This window comes from Leptonema illini DSM 21528 (assembly GCF_000243335.1).
Lineage (GTDB): Bacteria > Spirochaetota > Leptospiria > Leptospirales > Leptonemataceae > Leptonema > Leptonema illini.
In genome coordinates this window covers 37,256-52,390 of the sequence record NZ_JH597775.1, presented here as the reverse complement: position 1 = coordinate 52,390, position 15,135 = coordinate 37,256, and the positions used below count along the sequence as shown (strand labels likewise).

The window sequence follows — 15,135 nt, the reverse complement described above, 5'->3', positions numbered from 1 at the left end:
GGAAGACAGGTCGCTCCTGGAGCTTGGCGGCCGCCTCGCCCTTAAAGCGAAAGCAGCGGCCTTTGTGGAACCATTCTTGCCGAAGATCTCAGCTGATATCTGACATGGACTGGATGTAGTTCTGCAATCCCATTTTTTCGATCAGATCAAGCTGGGTTTCGAGAAAATCGACGTGCTCTTCTTCGTCTTCGAGGATGTCTTCAAAAAGCTCGCGGCTGACGAAATCGCGCACCTGCTCGCAGTGCTGAATGGCGTCTCGCAGAACGGGGATGGCCAGGTTTTCAAGGGCCAGATCGGATTTGAGAATCTCCTGCGTGTTCTCACCGATACGCAGACGGCCGAGATCCTGCAGATTGGGCAGCCCTTCGAGAAAGAGGATGCGCTCGATGACACGATCGCCATGCTTCATCTCATCGATGGATTCTTTATGGGTGATCGAGGCCAGCTTATTGATGCCCCAGTTCTTCAGCATTTTAGCATGAAGGAAATACTGGTTGATAGCCGTGAGTTCGTTTTTGAGAACGTGGTTCAGGAATTCGAGAACCTTTGTGTCGCCTTTCATATCGGCAGAAGAAAACACAGAGGCGCCATCCGAAAAGCCTTTTCGGCATTTCTTCGCATTCTGATCAAGAAAAAGTCAGATCGACAGACGGCGATCAATGCAGTTGCAGGTTCGCTTCCTGCTGCTCCGCCCGAGGAGGCAGCGAATCAAGGATCATCTGCAGCATATCTTCCTGGCAGCTTCCGCAGCAGTCTCCGGCTCCGGTATCTTCCATGATAGCATGCAGATTATCATTCCCGGAATCGATGGACGCCTTGATCTGGCGGTCAGTCACGGCCCGGCAGCTACAGATGAACATAGCTACAACATAATGAGACTCAGTATCATTGCAAGCAAAAAATGGGCCGATCGACGGGCAGGCGTCTCGCCTTTTGGTGACATAATAATGATTATCGGAAGCTGTGCGTGGGTTAGATGCTCTGCCCGGAATCTAGCATCCCTGCTTGTTACGGTGATTTTGACTGGGAATGGTTTAACCGCGGAGGGCACCGAGGACGCTGAGAAGACAGGGAGAGAGATGAACTGCAGAGATTACCGAGGAACGACAGCGGAAAGTAATAGAGTTTTCGACCCCAAAGGCCATGACCTCTCGGATTGATTTAGGGGCATAAACCGGATCGCTTTCGCGTTTTGCGCGGTCAAAAGAATCCTTGTCCACGAAAAGCACGAAAAACGCGAAAGAAGACAGAATCATACCTCAGCGGCTTTCTCTGCGCCCTCCGCGACCTCAGCGGTTTCCCTCGCCCATTGCCAGCTCGATCATTATTTTTGGTAAACCCTCTTTCGGGAATGTAGATAATGAAAATATATCCGGGGGCTTGTTGGATGATAATTATGAGCAGCTCCCGGGGGGGTACCGGCGGATGGATGAATTAAAGCGTATGATGTATGCTACACAGAAAGGGAATATCCTCTTAGCGTTTAGAGGCACTGAAACAGCGAAGTGTTTCAGTGATGGCTATGCTTTTGCCTGGAAAAATGATGTTTATCCGATTCTGGACGATGATCATGAAAGGAGTCTTCACGCTGCCTTTGATTCGGTTTTCCGAGTAAACCGAGACCAGATGAATTGGCTCTACCATCATATCCATGATGAAACAGAAAGAGGACACGTGCCGACATTCTATGATTTGGAAAGAAAAATGCGGTCGCCGAAGTTCGGGCGTTGGGAATTGATGATTGCTCTCAAGTACTTCTGGCTGAAGAATGCAATAGGTTCAGCCATCTGGGAAGGCTTGCTCAAGCCACTTCAATTTCCTGTCGAGGCGCAGTGGATAATTACACCATTCAATAACGATTTGTGCGATTCTCCATAGATTCCTGAACCTCACTCGGTTGTTGGGACGGCATGCTATCGGGCTTTCTCTATGCACTCAGCGACCTCAGAGGTTAAATCGGATCGAGGCGATAAGCCAGTTCAACGCCAGTGCTGAAACGTAGAGACCAAGCCCGTAAACAAGGTGGATTGCCAGATTGCGCAGACGTACTGCATTCGGCGACGGTGCGTTTGCCGCTGTAACGCCGAGGCCCATTGCGGGTTGCATGATGAACCATGGAGCCAGGACCGTGGCAAGACCAACTGTGAGAGCTGGTAAAAGCACTGGAGATGCAAACCATGCAGCTCCCCAGAAAAGGGAGAGCATCATCGCAAATCCGATACCGATGCCATAGTGTGTGATCCAGCCCAGAAGCAGTTCTCCTTTGATTCTTTCGCTGCCGGCGATCTTTGCATGGAAGAACCGACCGTGTGGTAGATGTCCGACCCACCGACCGAGCAGACTTAAATCAAGCGAGTTTATTCCAAATACCTTCAGTAAAAGGAAACGCCAGATATCCATGGTGAGGGTAGCCCCTGCTCCAACGGCAAGGATTTGCACCATCACTGCTGTTGTGATATTCATAGAACCTCCGTGATATCGTTCTGTCATTCAATATATTAATTGAATGACAGAACGTCGATCTTTTTTTGTGAGCCCGGTCTCCGGCGGAGGTCAGGCTAAAAAGTATTCGCCACAGAATGCCCTGCAGCACTGCATAGACCGGTGAAGGATATTGATACGATTTCGCGTATGAGCGGTATTGCCGGCACGCTGGGAAACGATTCCCGGATCATCCTCATGTTGCTCATTGCGGCGGGGGAGAAATCTGTTGAAACACTCTCTGAGCTATCGGGAATACCCACAGCCAGCACTTCACAACACCTGCAAATCCTGAAAAAATCAAATATGGTAGCGACGCGTCGTGACGGAAAGCATGTCCTTTACAGCCTGCAGAATGGTCCGATCCGTGAACTGCTTGAAGCACTGGAACGGTTTGCTGTATTCCGCGGGCTTAAGTCAGACCTCCCCGACGGAGCTGCTGCCGGCGATAGCATCAGCGAAAAGGAATGTCAGAAGAAAATCAGAATGGAGGATCCGCTTCTTATAGATGTGCGCTCTGCGGAGGAGTACAATAAAGGGCATATTGCCGGAGCCATTAATATACCTTTTGAAGATCTCAAGAAACAGGCCGTAAAATTGCCGAAGGATCGTGAATTGATCGTATACTGCCGCGGCCCCTACTGCCTGCTGTCAGTGAATGCCCAGGCGCTGCTACGTTCGCGAGGCATTCCAGTACTGCGGCTGGCCTCTGGATTTTCAGATTGGTCAGGTGTACGCGTTTCACGTTCGAGCAGATAACTCGCTGCCACCTCAGCGCCCTCCGTGGTGCACCGGCTTTTGCCTGGTCAGAGGAATTGTTAACCACGGAGAGCACGGAGGACTCAGAGAAAAGAGATAGGATTTTCGATCTCAGAAGACTGATTCTATCTTGTTTGCATGTGACCGGATCTTTTTCGCGTATTTCGCGCCTTTCGCGGTAAAAAGAATTCTTGTCCACGAAAAACGCGAAAGAAGACAGAATCATACCTCAGTGGCTTCCTCTGCGCCCTCCGCGACCTCAGCGGTAAAAAACGGGTCGTTTGATCTGTATCAGATAGGCTCAATCTTATGCCGCTCGAACTCGCGACGCAGCCTACCTGTAAGAAAGCACCATAGCATCTTCCAGTCCGCAAGAAACGAATAGATCGGCTGACTGAAGGCAGCCGGGCGGTTCTTCTCAAAGCCGAAATGTCCGATCCAGGCGCAGCCGTAGCCGACGACGGGGGCAAGCAGGGCCAGCCTGAGATCGATCAGGCCGGCGAGAACGAGAACGACGATAGCGGAAAGCGAGCCCGTATAGTGAAATCCACGCGTCACCGATTTACGATGTGCGTAGAGATATACGGGCCAGAAGGCCTCAAAGGTCGCAGCTCGCTCAGGATGCGGCACGGTCATCAAGCTCCTGATGCACGATCTGTCTGACTTTTGCAAAAAGGCCGAGCAGCTTTTCTTTATCCATGGCGGCGTCGGCGACGGGTCTGTAGGTGGCGAAGACGGTGCGATAGTAGTTCTCTTCGTCTACGGGCTGGAATCCGTTTTCTTTCATGATCTCAGAGACGCGGCGGGCCGATGATCGCAGCGTGGCGATGGTGACGGCGGTGGGTTCTTCGCTCAGATGATGGACGTGGAAGTAGCAGACGACGTCGTCGATGTCGAGCCTGTCGATCTCGCGCTTGAGCTCCGAGAAGGTTACCTTTTCGTGCGGTCCCTGCGGATTCGAATACTTGATGAGGATGCGCTTGAAATACCGTATCTTCTGCCCGTCGGGGTTGATCTCGATTCCGTTGATGATGCGGCGTTCGTCTGTCAGTTCTTTCATGATGAATTCGCCGCGGCCGCGGCTGCTTTCGAAATCGAAATGCTCCGAGGTGACGTCTCCTTTGAGAGCGTTGCGGTTGATGTCGCTCAGCGTATACACCTCGCCGGGCGGCAGCTCATGCTTGAAGCTGCATACCATATAGGGATTTACGGCATTGTTATGCACATCCAGTGATACGTGCACGAATTTTCCGTAGCCGTGTTCGATGATGTTTTGCACGGCCTCCGTAACCATCATGCGGATGCCGTCGGCATCAAGCCCGAGAAGCTGCGCCAGGCGGCGGGACTGCGTTTTGATCTCATACATGGTTCCGTGCTTTTCGTTGATACGATGCCCGAACTCTTTCGACATGACCTCGTCACGGTTAATCACGACTTCATAGTGCAGATGCAGAATAGAGCTCTGTAAATATGGCGACTCTTTCGCGTAGTTCATTTCGTCGAGAAGGTTGCGATTCTCGCGTTCCAGTCGTTCGATCTTGTTTTTTAACTCTTCCAGCAAATCTTTCGTTTCCATCTGTTTCCTCTTTAACAACGTCAGATGTCAAGGTCCGCATCTGGCGCTTGTTCTTTGTGCTTCTTCAATTCCTGGCTGAATTTCTCGTAAGGGTCCTCTTCGTCTTTTTTCTTCTGTCCGGCGACGCCGCGATCAAGAAGCAGTCGTCGGATGCGCGGCAGACTCTGATAGAAGAGCCCGCGATCCGGATCGGCATCATCGGATTGCTTTTCTTTCCAGGAGTCAAGCAGGCGGATCAGCCTGGCGCTGCGCACCCTCCAGTTCTGATCAAGCGGATAAAGGACGATGGAGTCATCGCCGCCCTCAAGGGGCAGCATCTGAAACGAGTTGCGTTTAAGAAAATCAAGCAGAGCCGCCGGTTCCATGCCCGAGCTTTCTTTTGCAAGCCTTGACGCCGTCGGCAGCTCGCCGTTTCGAAAACAGGCGTCTATCTTCTCGTTGATGCGCATAACGGCGCCGAGATCTTTCGCCTTCGCCAGGCGCTCACGTCGCTCTACAAGCCGCTTCTGCATCTGTGTTTCTTTGCGTTGTTTGTTACGAACGGCAAGATGGCTCTGCTCTTCCATGATGCGATCTTTGGCCGTCTGAAAGGCGCCGTCCTGAAAGATGCGGATGCCGAGATAGATGAGGATTCTATGATAGAAGGGTATATAACGCAGATAGACCTTACGAAGCAGCCTTCCGTACATCGAACGGAATCCCTCGTCCTGAAAGAGATTGGGGAAGTCGGATTCATACTTCTCGATCATGAACTTCAAGGCGAGAACGTGCCAGTTCTCGACGCCTTCGGAGGCTGCCATGCCGTTCACAAGTCCTTCGAAGATCTGCCGATCCTTTCGCGCGAGGATGAGCAGAGTGCCCTTCCCCGTTTCCCAGCTTGAGTTCATCACGTCTCTGGCTGAGAGCAGCTGTTTGAAGACGTCGGGATGTATCTCGTCGACCTCGTCTTCGTCAAGATACAGGGCCATATCCTGCCAGTTCTGCGAATCGATAGAACGCAGCCGGGTCATGATATCGTTCAGGCCTTCCTGGATGTCGCGCTTATCCTGGTCTCGGTTAAGCTCTTCGATAAAAGGGGCTAACTGTAGAATCTGTTCGATGGCAAGAAGACCAGGGAAACGGATGCGCTCGCCCTGGCTCTGGCCGATCAGATTCTTCTTCATGGCCGTCGCCTTGCGCACGATAAAGTCGGCGTTACGAGGCGCAAACGGATCAAGATAATAGGCGGATTCCTCGACGTAGATGGCCTCAAGTTCGGCCTTCAGATTCTGCCGGTCTCGATAATGGGGGATCAGTCGGTTTGTGAGAAAGTCGCCGGCGACCTCGAAGCGCGGAGATATCTCTTCTTTCTTGAGAGGCATCATGCCGTACTCAAAAAGCTCGGCGAAAAGCTGCCGCCTTATTAGCTCTTCTTTCAGATCGGCCTTTCCGAAACGCATGAGATCGGCGTCGGGAACGAAATCAAAGATGCCGGGAACGATGATACGCACCGGATCAAGGATGGTACGATTCAGTTTATCAAACGGAGGCGCTCCGCGCGCCGCGAAATCGGCTTCAAGATCCTTCTTGATGTCTTCGTGTTTGTAAACGGGTAACTGTTTGATAACCTCTTCGATATTCGCCACGCTTTTGAGTATCATCTCATAATAGAGCTGATTGGGCGATACGAGATCGTCGGTGGGCAGAGCGATGTAGCACGATACGGCTTCGAGGACGGCGTTTTTGCCAGGCCTGATGATGAAAAGCTGTGTGATGAGCCGGTCGTCGATGAGGTTCTTGAGGATGGACGAGAGCGCCTTGCGCGTCAGATTCGCTGCCGTGAGTTCGGCGATCGGCGTTTCAAGCGTATAGATCTGGCCGCTGCGAATCAGGTCTATGCTCGAAAGCCGACGTATCAGGCGATAGAGGGCATGATGATTCTTCTCGCCGACCTGTGAACCGCGCGTGATGGCATCCGATTCGCGGACGAGATCAAGGAATTTGTATTTTGACGCCTGTATCGCCATATCAGGATCAGAGCTGCCCCTTCAGAACAGGTAATATGTGCTCCATCGCTTCGTCCACTCCGTCCACGATCGTGAACAGCTTAAGATCGCCCGCCGCGATGAGGCCCGACTCGACAAGATATTCGAAATCGACGACACGATTCCAGAACTCGCGTCCGTATAGAAGTACCGGGACGTCGTTCTTCAAGTTTTTCGTCTGCATGAGCGTCAGCGTTTCAAATAGCTCGTCAAGGGTACCAAATCCACCAGGAAAAGAGATGAGCAGCCGCGCATAATACAGGAACCAGTACTTGCGTGTGAAGAAGTAGTGAAAGTCGAAGTTCAGATGCGGCGAGATATACGGGTTGGGCAGCTGCTCTCTCGGTAGCTCGATATTCAGGCCTATAGAGTCGCCGCCGGCATCCTTCGCTCCTCTGTTCGACGCTTCCATGATGCCCGGGCCGCCGCCGGTGCAGACCAGGACGCGGTGACCGTGAGGCTCCGCATTCCGCATCGACCATTCCGTGATCCGATGGGCAAGCTCGCGGGCGTCGTCATAGAAACGACGCAGTTTCAGGATGCCCTTTCCATCGGGCAGCTTTCCCGCATGCTCCGGCGAAGGGATGCGCGCCGAACCGAAGAAGACGACGGTATCGGTGACCTTCTGTTCGGCGAAAATCTTTCGCGGATAAAGGTATTCCGAGAGAATCCGCAGAGGGCGGGCATCTCTCGTATGGAGGAAGTCCGTGTTTTCAAAGGCAAGAGAAGGGCGATCAGACATTGGGCTTTTTTTCCTGCTGCCCGTTCTGCAAGCAAGTCCTTTCAGGTAAGCGCACATCTCAAACCCCCTGCATGGGATTTGAGACGTGGGAGTTGACGCAAGATCTACCGTAAAGATCCTGCCCCCTGACATGAAGATTCTGGTTGATGCCCGTCCGCTCATCACATTCGGGAACGGGAACGCACGATATCTGTCGGGCATGCTTGATGCCGCCGTGAAGCATCGCCCCGACTGGCACTGGCAGCTGATCTCTCCAAAAGGGCTCCATTCCGGCTACGCGGGGATCTTCGCCCGACCGAATGTTGAGATTACGATCGATCGCTCTCTTTTTGCTAAATCCGGCCCGACCTGGCTGCACGGCAGAGTGCCGACCCTTGTTAACGAGATCCGCCCCGATCTTTTCTGGTCCACTCTCTTTCTTCTGCCGCATAACTATCGAAAGCGAACCGACGTGCCCGTCATTATGAACGTGCATGACGTGAATCCGTTTGTCGCCCCCGAAACGATGAAAGGATGGAATCGCGTCTATTCGCGTATGTTTCTTAAAGAGAGTATCCTTGCGGCCGACAGAGTTCTCTGCCTCTCGTCGACGACGCGAAACGATATTATGCGAACCGTGCCGGGCGTCGATGCGCGCAGGTTAAGCGTTCTTTATCCGGGTATGAGCATTCCCCCGGAAAACCGTATGCCTCCACAGTCGCTGCCGGGCGACGTGAAAGAATTCTTTCTCGCCGTCGGCACGCTTGAGGCGCGAAAGAACTTTGATACGCTGATTCACGCGTATCGAAAGGCCCGGCTTTCGAATTCGTATCTGCCCGCCCTTGTGATCGCCGGCAGCCCGGGATGGAAGGTCAGCCCGCTTCTTGAAGAGCTGCAGGCAAATCGCCTGACCGAAGGCGGAATCTTCTACGTGCCCTCGCCGTCCGATGCAGAACTCTTCTGGCTGTATGAGAATGCAAAGGCTCTTTTCTTCTCAAGCCTGCATGAAGGATTCGGTCTTCCCGCCCTTGAGGCCCTTTATTTCAAGAAGCCCGTGTACCTTTCGGACATTCCGATCTTTCGCGAGATCCTGCCCGAAGCCGATTTTACGCCGCCGCTTGACGTGGACGGATGGGCCTTCTGGTTTCAGTTCCAGCATAAGAATGATGGCAAGGTGCTGACTCTGAATAGAGAGGAATGGACGTATGACTTCAGGGCAACGCAGCTCTGTGAAGAGCTTTCGGCAACGGCCCGCCTCTCCTGACGGTACTCTGCGGTCGATCCGTTCGTTCGATGAAGACGACCGGACATAGCCGGATGTAAACCGGCTATGTCCTAAAAGGCTTATTGCTGGGGAAGTCCAGGGATCATGCCCTGTAGATTCTGGGCCATTCCCTCGGAGCATTTTGCGAAGCTCAGCTCTTCGCAAGGCGTGTTGTTGATGCATTCAACGGCCGGGGAAACGGCAGCGGGCAGCTTCTGCTCGAGGGAAACGAACATCTTCACGCAATGTTTGTCGATTTCGGGGAAGGCGGCCATCTGTTTGTCGCATTTCGCGACCTTGGCGCATACGGCTTCATATTGAGAGCCGTCGGGCTTTTTCTTTCCGCAAGAGACCAGGGCAATCAGAGCTGTCATCATAAGAGACAGGACGAGAATTTTCTTCATGGTTTTCACTCCTCCATGCACCAGATGCTGTCAAATTGTTTTTGACCCGGCATGAGGCCGGAGTTTTCTGCTACTGTCCGCAGCAGATATGAATTTTACATCGTTTCATTTCTTCTTTTTCTTTCTGATCACGATCACCGTCGGTCACTTCTTACGGAAGAAAACGCGTCCGCTGCGAATCTTTTTGCTCCTATCCTCTCTGTACTTCTACGGCGTTTTTGAGCCCCTGTACCTCGTTCTCGTCTTTGTTTCGACGGCCTACGATTACATCGCCGCTCTTGGCATCGAGGCCCGGCGCGAATTTGAAAGAACGGGGCACCATCCAGGGCGTGGTATCATGTCTTCGCTTTCAGGGGGGATGTGGCTTGCCGTTTCGATGACGCTGAACCTGTCGCTGCTCGCTTTTTTTAAATATACAAACTTCGGCATCGAGATCGTAAACGATACGCTGCCCACAGGCGATACGATCTTCGCCTTCCCCGCCCTTGACATTCTCCTGCCTGTGGGTATCTCGTTCTATACGTTCCAGTCCATGTCGTATACGATCGACGTTTATCGCGGGCAGCTCGAGGCCCGGCGCAGCGTCGTCGACTTTGCTCTTTATGTGACGTTTTTCCCGCAGCTTGTGGCCGGGCCGATCGTTCGGGCGACGACGTTTTTCAAGCAGATGGATGATCCGCTGCCGGTCACGTATGACGATATCGTCGTCGGTGTGACGCGTATCGTCTCGGGCTTCTTTCGCAAGCTTGTGCTTGCCGACAATCTTTCTCCTCTTGTGAACGGCGTCTTTTCAGGCCAGGCCGATCTGAATCCGCTTGATATATGGATCGGTTCGCTGGCCTTCGGATGGCAGATCTACTTCGACTTCGCCGGTTACACCGATATCGCCCGCGGAGTGGCCCGTCTCTTCGGCTACGAATTCGAGATCAACTTCCTGTATCCTTTTTCGGCGGGTAATATTACCGATCACTGGTCGCGCTGGCATATCTCGCTGACCACATGGCTTCGCGATTATCTTTATATTCCGCTCGGCGGATCGCGCGTCGGCCCGTTCCGTCTTTATGCAAACATCTTTGTCGTCTGGTTCGCAACGGGCATCTGGCATGGAGCTTCCTATCATTTCGTCGCCTGGGGGGTATGGCAGTTCGTCATGGTCGTCGTGCATCGTCTGTTTTCGATGACGAAGCTTCGCGAGATTCTGAACACGCGCTATAAGATTTCGTGGGGGATCGCCGCTCGCGTTATCCTCTTCTTCTTCCTGAATTTCGGCTTCATCTGGTTTCGTGCCCCCGATATGGCGCTGGCCACGCAGATGCAAGGCCGGCTTTTCGGCATCGAGAACCTGAACGACATCGTGCACGGGCTCGCGGCCGTTACCATGATCAAGGATATGCCGGCGTCGCTCTATGCCGACTATATCTGGTTCCTCGTCTTTCTCTGGGCTTACGAACTGTACTTTAACCATCGCAAGCTCGACTACTTCTGGAAGCCCGAGAATCGCGGTAAGCTTGTGTTCTTGCTTACGGCGATGGTCGTCCTGGTGCTTGTGCTTGCAACGCCCGATACTCCGAACTTTCTCTATTTTCAGTTCTGAGAGCGCCCCGCTGATTCGATTTTCCATGCAGCCGGCGGATGTGCGCGTGGCAGCGCAAGGTAGGAAACCCCGTATTAAAAAAAGGATGACCGTAGAGGCGGCCCGTGTACAACACGTCCGGCGCTTGAAATTCGGCCATCCGGCGATCTGACAGGAGAATGTATGAAAACGCTCAACGTAAACCAGGAATTCTCGGTGGACCTGCCCGCTCTGCTTCGCGCCCGCGAAGAACGCTACAAGCATCTTGATAAATTCCCCGAGTTGAAAAACGTGACGATCGTCGAAGAGCACCGTGAGGGCGATAAGCTGCATCAGGTGCGCCATATCTCCATCGCCGAATCCATGCCGGCCGTTCTCGCCACGATACTTCCGTCAGGCGCCGATACTCTCATTGAAACGTCTGACTTTCATCTCGATACGAACCGGCATACGTTTCGCGTTATCCCCGGTGGGCAGGGACAGCCTCTTTTCGTGATCGAGGGAGAGTCCGAGTACCGCGCTAAAGGCGACGGCGCCTCAGAGCGCACCTACGCTATCAAGATTTCGAGCAGCGCCTTTCTCGTATCGGGAGTCGTCGAGGCGGCCATTGCAGAGATCTACTCGCACAGCCTCGAAAAGGACTATAATTCCATCCAGAACTTTATAAAGATGCTTGAAAACAATGGTTGAAGATCTTTCGAAACGGGCCGAGCTTCTGCTTGAGGCCCTGCCCTATATTCAGCGTTTCGCCGGCCGCATCCTTGTCGTAAAATACGGTGGCGCCGCTCAGACCGATCAGACCTTACGGGCCGGCTTTGCGCGCGACGTCGTTCTTCTGAAGTTTGTCGGCATCCATCCCGTCATCGTGCATGGCGGAGGTCCTCAAATTACAAAGATGCTCGATACGCTGAAGATCCCGACGCAGTTTATCGACGGGCATCGCGTTACCGACAGCGCCTCGATGGATGTCGTCGAGATGATGCTTTCGGGCCTGATCAATAAAGAGATCGTCTCACTGATCCAGCAGGCCGGCGGTCGCGCCGTCGGCATCTCGGGCAAAGACGGCGGACTCGCTCTTGCGAGACCGCACCATCTGAGCCGCATGAAAGAAGACGGCTCTATCGAGCAGGTTTCGCTCGGTCAGGTCGGCACCATCGACCGCATTGAACCCGGTATCCTGCATTCCATGATCGAAGGCGGTTATATTCCCGTCATCGCTCCCGTCTCACCCGACGCCGACGGACGCAGTATGAACATCAACGCCGATACGATGGCCGGCGAGATCGCTGCCGCCCTGAAGGCCGATAAGCTTATACTGCTCACCGATACGAAAGGCGTGCTGCATGAAAACGAGGTGCTGACGGGGTTAACGCCGGTTCGCGTAAGGGAGCTCATCCGCGAAGGCGTGATCAGCGGCGGAATGATTCCCAAAGTGGAGTGTTGTTTGAACGCCATCGAAAGCGGCGTCGCACGCACGCACATCATCGACGGACGTGTGCCGCACGCCCTGCTTCTTGAAATCTTCACCGACCGCGGCGTGGGTACGCTCATCGCCGGCCAGATAGAACGAGGTTAATATGCATTCGATCGATAAAGACTATATTCGTAACGCCATCCGCACGGTGCCCGACTGGCCGCAGAAGGGCGTCATGTTTCGCGACATCACGACGATCTTTCAGGATGCGAAGGCCCTTCGCGGATTCCTGGACGCCCTGATCCAGCGTTATATGGGGCGCGATCTGAAGTTCGTCGCCGGCCTGGATGCGCGCGGCTTCTTGATCGGCGTTACCATCGCCTATGGCCTCAATCTGCCCTTCGTGCCGATTCGCAAAAAAGGCAAGCTTCCGTATAAAACGATCAGCCGATCGTATGAGCTTGAATACGGACAGGAAACGATCGAGATTCATATCGATGCCTGCAAGCCAGGAGATCGCTGCATCGTCGTCGACGACCTGATTGCCACCGGAGGCACGATGCTCGCCGCCTGTGATCTCTTAAAAGAGCTCCAGGCCGAGATTGTCGAGGTGGCCGCCATCGTCGATCTTCCCGATCTGGGCGGCTCGAAAAAGATCAGGGATAAGGGTTATCCCGTATTCGCCATCTGCGAATTCGAAGGCGAATAAAAAGCGGCCCCTAACAGGCAGCTGAAAAAGCAGCCTGCTAAGGCCCTTCATGATCGGTGGCCACTTCAGAGAGCTCATGGGCCGCTTTTGAGAGCTGCTTTGAAGAATCGCTGATCTCCTGCGCTCCGCGGGCGATCTCCTGTGTGACGTTATTGATCACCGAAACGCTTTTTACCATCTCATTCAGGGCGCCTTTCTGCTCCTGGCTGGCCGTGAGTACCTTGCGGGAGCTTTCCAGCATATCGGTGGCCACCTCGCCCGCCTGCTCGTTCAGATTCAGGTCCTGATCCGTTAACCGGACGACCGTATCGATGCGTTCGCTGAATCCGCCGATGCTCTGCATCATCTGTGCAAGTAGCTCGTGAAAAGCCTGGATCTGACGGTGCGCTCGATCAATCTCTGAGCTACCTCGTTCAAAGATGCCGCTGACTGATTTCAGATTCGTCGATGTGCTGTCGGCGAGCTTACCGACCTCCTGGGCGACGACGGCGAACCCCCGACCGTGTTCTCCAGCTCGTGCCGCCTCGATGGAGGCGTTCAGCGAAAGCAGGTTGATGCGATCCGAGATTTCATCGATGACCGATACCGTTCCCTTCGCCTCCTGAAAGCGTTCCTGTGTGCGTCGCATGCTCTGCAGCGCTTCGTCGATCTCGGCCTTTGACTTATCGGCAAGTCCCGTTAACTCGTCGCGCAGTTTCAGCGCTTCGGTCATCTCGCCTGCGGTGTGTCGCACGATGGCCTCAAGCTGTCGCATCAGTTGCTGGATGCGCTGTGAGAGCGAGTACTGCGATCGTGAAAGTCCGAGCACCTCCTCTCCGCTTGCCGCAACCTCTTCGATCGTCGCCGTGATCTCTTCAACACTGGCCGCCTGCGTCTGAGCGCCCGATGAAAAGCGGTCTGACGTGACCGAGAGCTGCTCTGTGGTCGCCGCGAGGCGAGACGCCATATCAGAGGAATGCGCAAGCAGCGCCTCGATGCGATTCTGTCGGCTCATGCTTTCTGCATGGCGCTGGTCGACGATCTGCCGTGCGCGCAGCTCGATACCGAGGAAGGCCGCCGTGATGCCGCTGAAAACAAGCGCCGATATAATGCCATCCAATCCGAAGTTGATGGCGAGATCGCGGTCGATCCTGCCCAGCGAAAAGAGCGAATAGGTGAGAAGAACGATGAGCGCCGCCTGGAATACTGCATAGAGAAAGACCGACCTCCGGTCGGTTAACAATCCGGCGAAGGCCAGGATCGGAAAGATATAGACATAGGTGAAGAAGATGTCGCCGGGATTCTGACCTCTCAGATCAGAAAAGGCGACCGCCCAGATCGCCGTCGCCGTCGAGATAACGATCAGGTGCGCCGATCCTTTACGAAAGCCTTTCTTTAATGCAAAAAGCGAAAGCAACGTCAGCAGTAGCATCGTCGCCGAGGCGATAACGGCCGGATGTGTGACGGGACGACCTCTGAGCAGAAGCGATGAGGCGGCGAGAAGAAAAGCGGCCAGCATAATAATAAGCGCCGTCCAGACGATGGTGCGGGCTCGTTGCTGTTCAGCGTAGTCGGCATCGACGTATGGCTTCAAGAAAGATCTGAATAAACCGCCGTCTGCTCTGTTGCTCATCGTCTTCTCCCTGCCTTCTCAAGCGCCCAGCCTGCCCTTTCAGAGTATCGGTCAAGAAAATCTCTTCTCCCGGCTACTGAGGCTGAAAAATAGGACTGGTGAAAAGGAAAATCCTCATTCTTCTGAGCCTGGCCTTCTTTGTTCCAGGCATGCTTCAGGCCGAGGCCTTTCCATCGTATCAGGAGGCTCTGACCCTTGCAAAGAAGTCCTGGAAAGAGCGTTTCCCTGCCGAGGCTTTGAGTGTCAGTGAGGTTCCGCCCGGCCGGCGCTTGCTATACGCCCGTGTTCAGGGCATCCCCGTCTATTATTATCGGTTCTCGGCCGAGCTGCCGCGGCTCTACCGTGCTGCCGATGAAAGCATTCAGCAAGAAGAGATACCGGCGCGCACCGTAGAGGTCTGGTTTCGCTACCAACCGCAATTGAAACACGGGGATTTTGCCTTTGTGCGCGACGATCTGCTTCCGGGAACGGACCGGCGCTGGGTCGAATGAAAGGAATGCCCGCGTTTTGCCGTGACCGACAACATCCGCTCTGATCGCCTGTTCTGCACACAAAACAGCGGGTGCAGTTTGCTATAAAAAACGGCACATTGCTCTGA

At 53.9% G+C, this 15,135-nt stretch carries 17 protein-coding genes; 8 read left to right on the top strand and 9 right to left on the bottom strand.

Annotation, left to right across the window (positions count from 1 at the left end):
• Positions 1 to 88 precede the first annotated feature (88 nt).
• Both bfr and LEPIL_RS23150 read right to left on the bottom strand, forming a co-directional pair.
• Positions 89 to 562: a bacterioferritin gene (bfr, locus tag LEPIL_RS20730; protein WP_002775772.1), complete on the bottom strand. Its 474-nt coding sequence runs from the start codon at positions 560 to 562 to the stop codon at positions 89 to 91.
• Positions 563 to 656: 94 nt separating this feature from the next.
• Entirely contained in the window at positions 657 to 860 is a 204-nt protein-coding gene (locus tag LEPIL_RS23150) for a (2Fe-2S)-binding protein (protein WP_002775771.1), read from the bottom strand.
• A 352-nt stretch (positions 861 to 1,212) separates the two neighbouring features.
• On the opposite strand from LEPIL_RS23150, the gene LEPIL_RS20720 reads away from it, so the two are divergent.
• Positions 1,213 to 1,878 (top strand): hypothetical protein, encoded by a 666-nt coding sequence (locus tag LEPIL_RS20720; RefSeq protein ID WP_040920836.1) that lies wholly within the window; start codon positions 1,213 to 1,215, stop codon positions 1,876 to 1,878.
• A 66-nt stretch (positions 1,879 to 1,944) separates the two neighbouring features.
• Here the strand turns inward: LEPIL_RS20720 and LEPIL_RS20715 are convergent, their stop codons facing one another.
• Complete coding sequence (locus LEPIL_RS20715; protein ID WP_002775769.1) at positions 1,945 to 2,463, bottom strand: DUF2938 domain-containing protein; 519 nt, start codon at positions 2,461 to 2,463, stop codon at positions 1,945 to 1,947.
• A gap of 141 nt (positions 2,464 to 2,604) precedes the next feature.
• Between LEPIL_RS20715 and LEPIL_RS20710 the strand changes: the two genes are divergently transcribed.
• Positions 2,605 to 3,240, top strand: coding sequence for an ArsR/SmtB family transcription factor (locus LEPIL_RS20710; RefSeq protein WP_002775767.1), 636 nt, complete (start codon positions 2,605 to 2,607; stop codon positions 3,238 to 3,240).
• A gap of 291 nt (positions 3,241 to 3,531) precedes the next feature.
• On the opposite strand, the gene LEPIL_RS20705 is transcribed toward LEPIL_RS20710, so the two are convergent.
• Genes LEPIL_RS20705 through LEPIL_RS20690 form a run of 4 tightly spaced genes read right to left on the bottom strand, consistent with a single transcriptional unit; the run spans position 3,532 to position 7,582 of the window.
• Positions 3,532 to 3,876: an Mpo1-like protein gene (locus LEPIL_RS20705; RefSeq protein ID WP_002775765.1), complete on the bottom strand. Its 345-nt coding sequence runs from the start codon at positions 3,874 to 3,876 to the stop codon at positions 3,532 to 3,534.
• Positions 3,857 to 4,816: an ATP-binding protein gene (locus tag LEPIL_RS20700; RefSeq protein ID WP_002775763.1), complete on the bottom strand. Its 960-nt coding sequence runs from the start codon at positions 4,814 to 4,816 to the stop codon at positions 3,857 to 3,859. Before LEPIL_RS20700 ends, LEPIL_RS20705 begins: the two co-directional genes overlap by 20 nt.
• 20 nt (positions 4,817 to 4,836) lie before the next feature.
• Complete coding sequence (locus tag LEPIL_RS20695; RefSeq protein ID WP_002775760.1) at positions 4,837 to 6,822, bottom strand: hypothetical protein; 1,986 nt, start codon at positions 6,820 to 6,822, stop codon at positions 4,837 to 4,839.
• Positions 6,823 to 6,829: 7 nt separating this feature from the next.
• Positions 6,830 to 7,582 carry an LOG family protein gene (locus LEPIL_RS20690; RefSeq protein WP_040920834.1) on the bottom strand — a complete coding sequence of 251 codons (753 nt, stop codon included), beginning with the start codon at positions 7,580 to 7,582 and terminating at the stop codon, positions 6,830 to 6,832.
• Positions 7,583 to 7,712: 130 nt separating this feature from the next.
• On the opposite strand from LEPIL_RS20690, the gene LEPIL_RS20685 reads away from it, so the two are divergent.
• Positions 7,713 to 8,825 carry a glycosyltransferase family 4 protein gene (locus LEPIL_RS20685; RefSeq protein WP_002775754.1) on the top strand — a complete coding sequence of 371 codons (1,113 nt, stop codon included), beginning with the start codon at positions 7,713 to 7,715 and terminating at the stop codon, positions 8,823 to 8,825.
• Positions 8,826 to 8,905: 80 nt separating this feature from the next.
• On the opposite strand, the gene LEPIL_RS20680 is transcribed toward LEPIL_RS20685, so the two are convergent.
• Positions 8,906 to 9,238 carry a hypothetical protein gene (locus LEPIL_RS20680; RefSeq protein WP_143464606.1) on the bottom strand — a complete coding sequence of 111 codons (333 nt, stop codon included), beginning with the start codon at positions 9,236 to 9,238 and terminating at the stop codon, positions 8,906 to 8,908.
• A gap of 79 nt (positions 9,239 to 9,317) precedes the next feature.
• Between LEPIL_RS20680 and LEPIL_RS20675 the strand changes: the two genes are divergently transcribed.
• The 4 genes from LEPIL_RS20675 (at position 9,318) to LEPIL_RS20660 (ending at position 12,925) form a co-directional block, all read left to right on the top strand.
• Positions 9,318 to 10,823 carry an MBOAT family O-acyltransferase gene (locus tag LEPIL_RS20675; protein WP_002775752.1) on the top strand — a complete coding sequence of 502 codons (1,506 nt, stop codon included), beginning with the start codon at positions 9,318 to 9,320 and terminating at the stop codon, positions 10,821 to 10,823.
• 162 nt (positions 10,824 to 10,985) lie between these two features.
• Complete coding sequence (locus LEPIL_RS20670; protein ID WP_002775750.1) at positions 10,986 to 11,492, top strand: DUF2505 family protein; 507 nt, start codon at positions 10,986 to 10,988, stop codon at positions 11,490 to 11,492.
• Positions 11,485 to 12,378, top strand: coding sequence for an acetylglutamate kinase (gene argB / locus LEPIL_RS20665; RefSeq protein WP_002775748.1), 894 nt, complete (start codon positions 11,485 to 11,487; stop codon positions 12,376 to 12,378). Before LEPIL_RS20670 ends, argB begins: the two co-directional genes overlap by 8 nt.
• A gap of 1 nt (position 12,379) precedes the next feature.
• Positions 12,380 to 12,925, top strand: a complete 546-nt coding sequence (locus LEPIL_RS20660) for an adenine phosphoribosyltransferase (protein ID WP_002775746.1) — start codon at positions 12,380 to 12,382, stop codon at positions 12,923 to 12,925.
• Positions 12,926 to 12,962: 37 nt separating this feature from the next.
• Here the strand turns inward: LEPIL_RS20660 and LEPIL_RS20655 are convergent, their stop codons facing one another.
• Positions 12,963 to 14,537: a methyl-accepting chemotaxis protein gene (locus tag LEPIL_RS20655; protein WP_002775744.1), complete on the bottom strand. Its 1,575-nt coding sequence runs from the start codon at positions 14,535 to 14,537 to the stop codon at positions 12,963 to 12,965.
• A gap of 98 nt (positions 14,538 to 14,635) precedes the next feature.
• On the opposite strand from LEPIL_RS20655, the gene LEPIL_RS20650 reads away from it, so the two are divergent.
• Entirely contained in the window at positions 14,636 to 15,028 is a 393-nt protein-coding gene (locus LEPIL_RS20650; RefSeq protein ID WP_002775742.1) for a hypothetical protein, read from the top strand.
• Positions 15,029 to 15,135: the final 107 nt, after the last annotated feature.

Excerpts from the sequence above, each read along its gene's own strand:
- bfr (WP_002775772.1), bottom strand. The coding sequence starts at position 562 with ATGAAAGGCGACACAAAGGTTCTCGAATTCCTGAACCACGTTCTCAAA.
- LEPIL_RS23150 (WP_002775771.1), bottom strand. The coding sequence starts at position 860 with ATGTTCATCTGTAGCTGCCGGGCCGTGACTGACCGCCAGATCAAGGCG.
- LEPIL_RS20715 (WP_002775769.1), bottom strand. The coding sequence starts at position 2,463 with ATGAATATCACAACAGCAGTGATGGTGCAAATCCTTGCCGTTGGAGCA.
- LEPIL_RS20705 (WP_002775765.1), bottom strand. The coding sequence starts at position 3,876 with ATGACCGTGCCGCATCCTGAGCGAGCTGCGACCTTTGAGGCCTTCTGG.
- LEPIL_RS20700 (WP_002775763.1), bottom strand. The coding sequence starts at position 4,816 with ATGGAAACGAAAGATTTGCTGGAAGAGTTAAAAAACAAGATCGAACGA.
- LEPIL_RS20695 (WP_002775760.1), bottom strand. The coding sequence starts at position 6,822 with ATGGCGATACAGGCGTCAAAATACAAATTCCTTGATCTCGTCCGCGAA.
- LEPIL_RS20690 (WP_040920834.1), bottom strand. The coding sequence starts at position 7,582 with ATGTCTGATCGCCCTTCTCTTGCCTTTGAAAACACGGACTTCCTCCAT.
- LEPIL_RS20685 (WP_002775754.1), top strand. The coding sequence starts at position 7,713 with ATGAAGATTCTGGTTGATGCCCGTCCGCTCATCACATTCGGGAACGGG.
- LEPIL_RS20675 (WP_002775752.1), top strand. The coding sequence starts at position 9,318 with ATGAATTTTACATCGTTTCATTTCTTCTTTTTCTTTCTGATCACGATC.
- LEPIL_RS20670 (WP_002775750.1), top strand. The coding sequence starts at position 10,986 with ATGAAAACGCTCAACGTAAACCAGGAATTCTCGGTGGACCTGCCCGCT.
- argB (WP_002775748.1), top strand. The coding sequence starts at position 11,485 with ATGGTTGAAGATCTTTCGAAACGGGCCGAGCTTCTGCTTGAGGCCCTG.
- LEPIL_RS20660 (WP_002775746.1), top strand. The coding sequence starts at position 12,380 with ATGCATTCGATCGATAAAGACTATATTCGTAACGCCATCCGCACGGTG.
- LEPIL_RS20655 (WP_002775744.1), bottom strand. The coding sequence starts at position 14,537 with ATGAGCAACAGAGCAGACGGCGGTTTATTCAGATCTTTCTTGAAGCCA.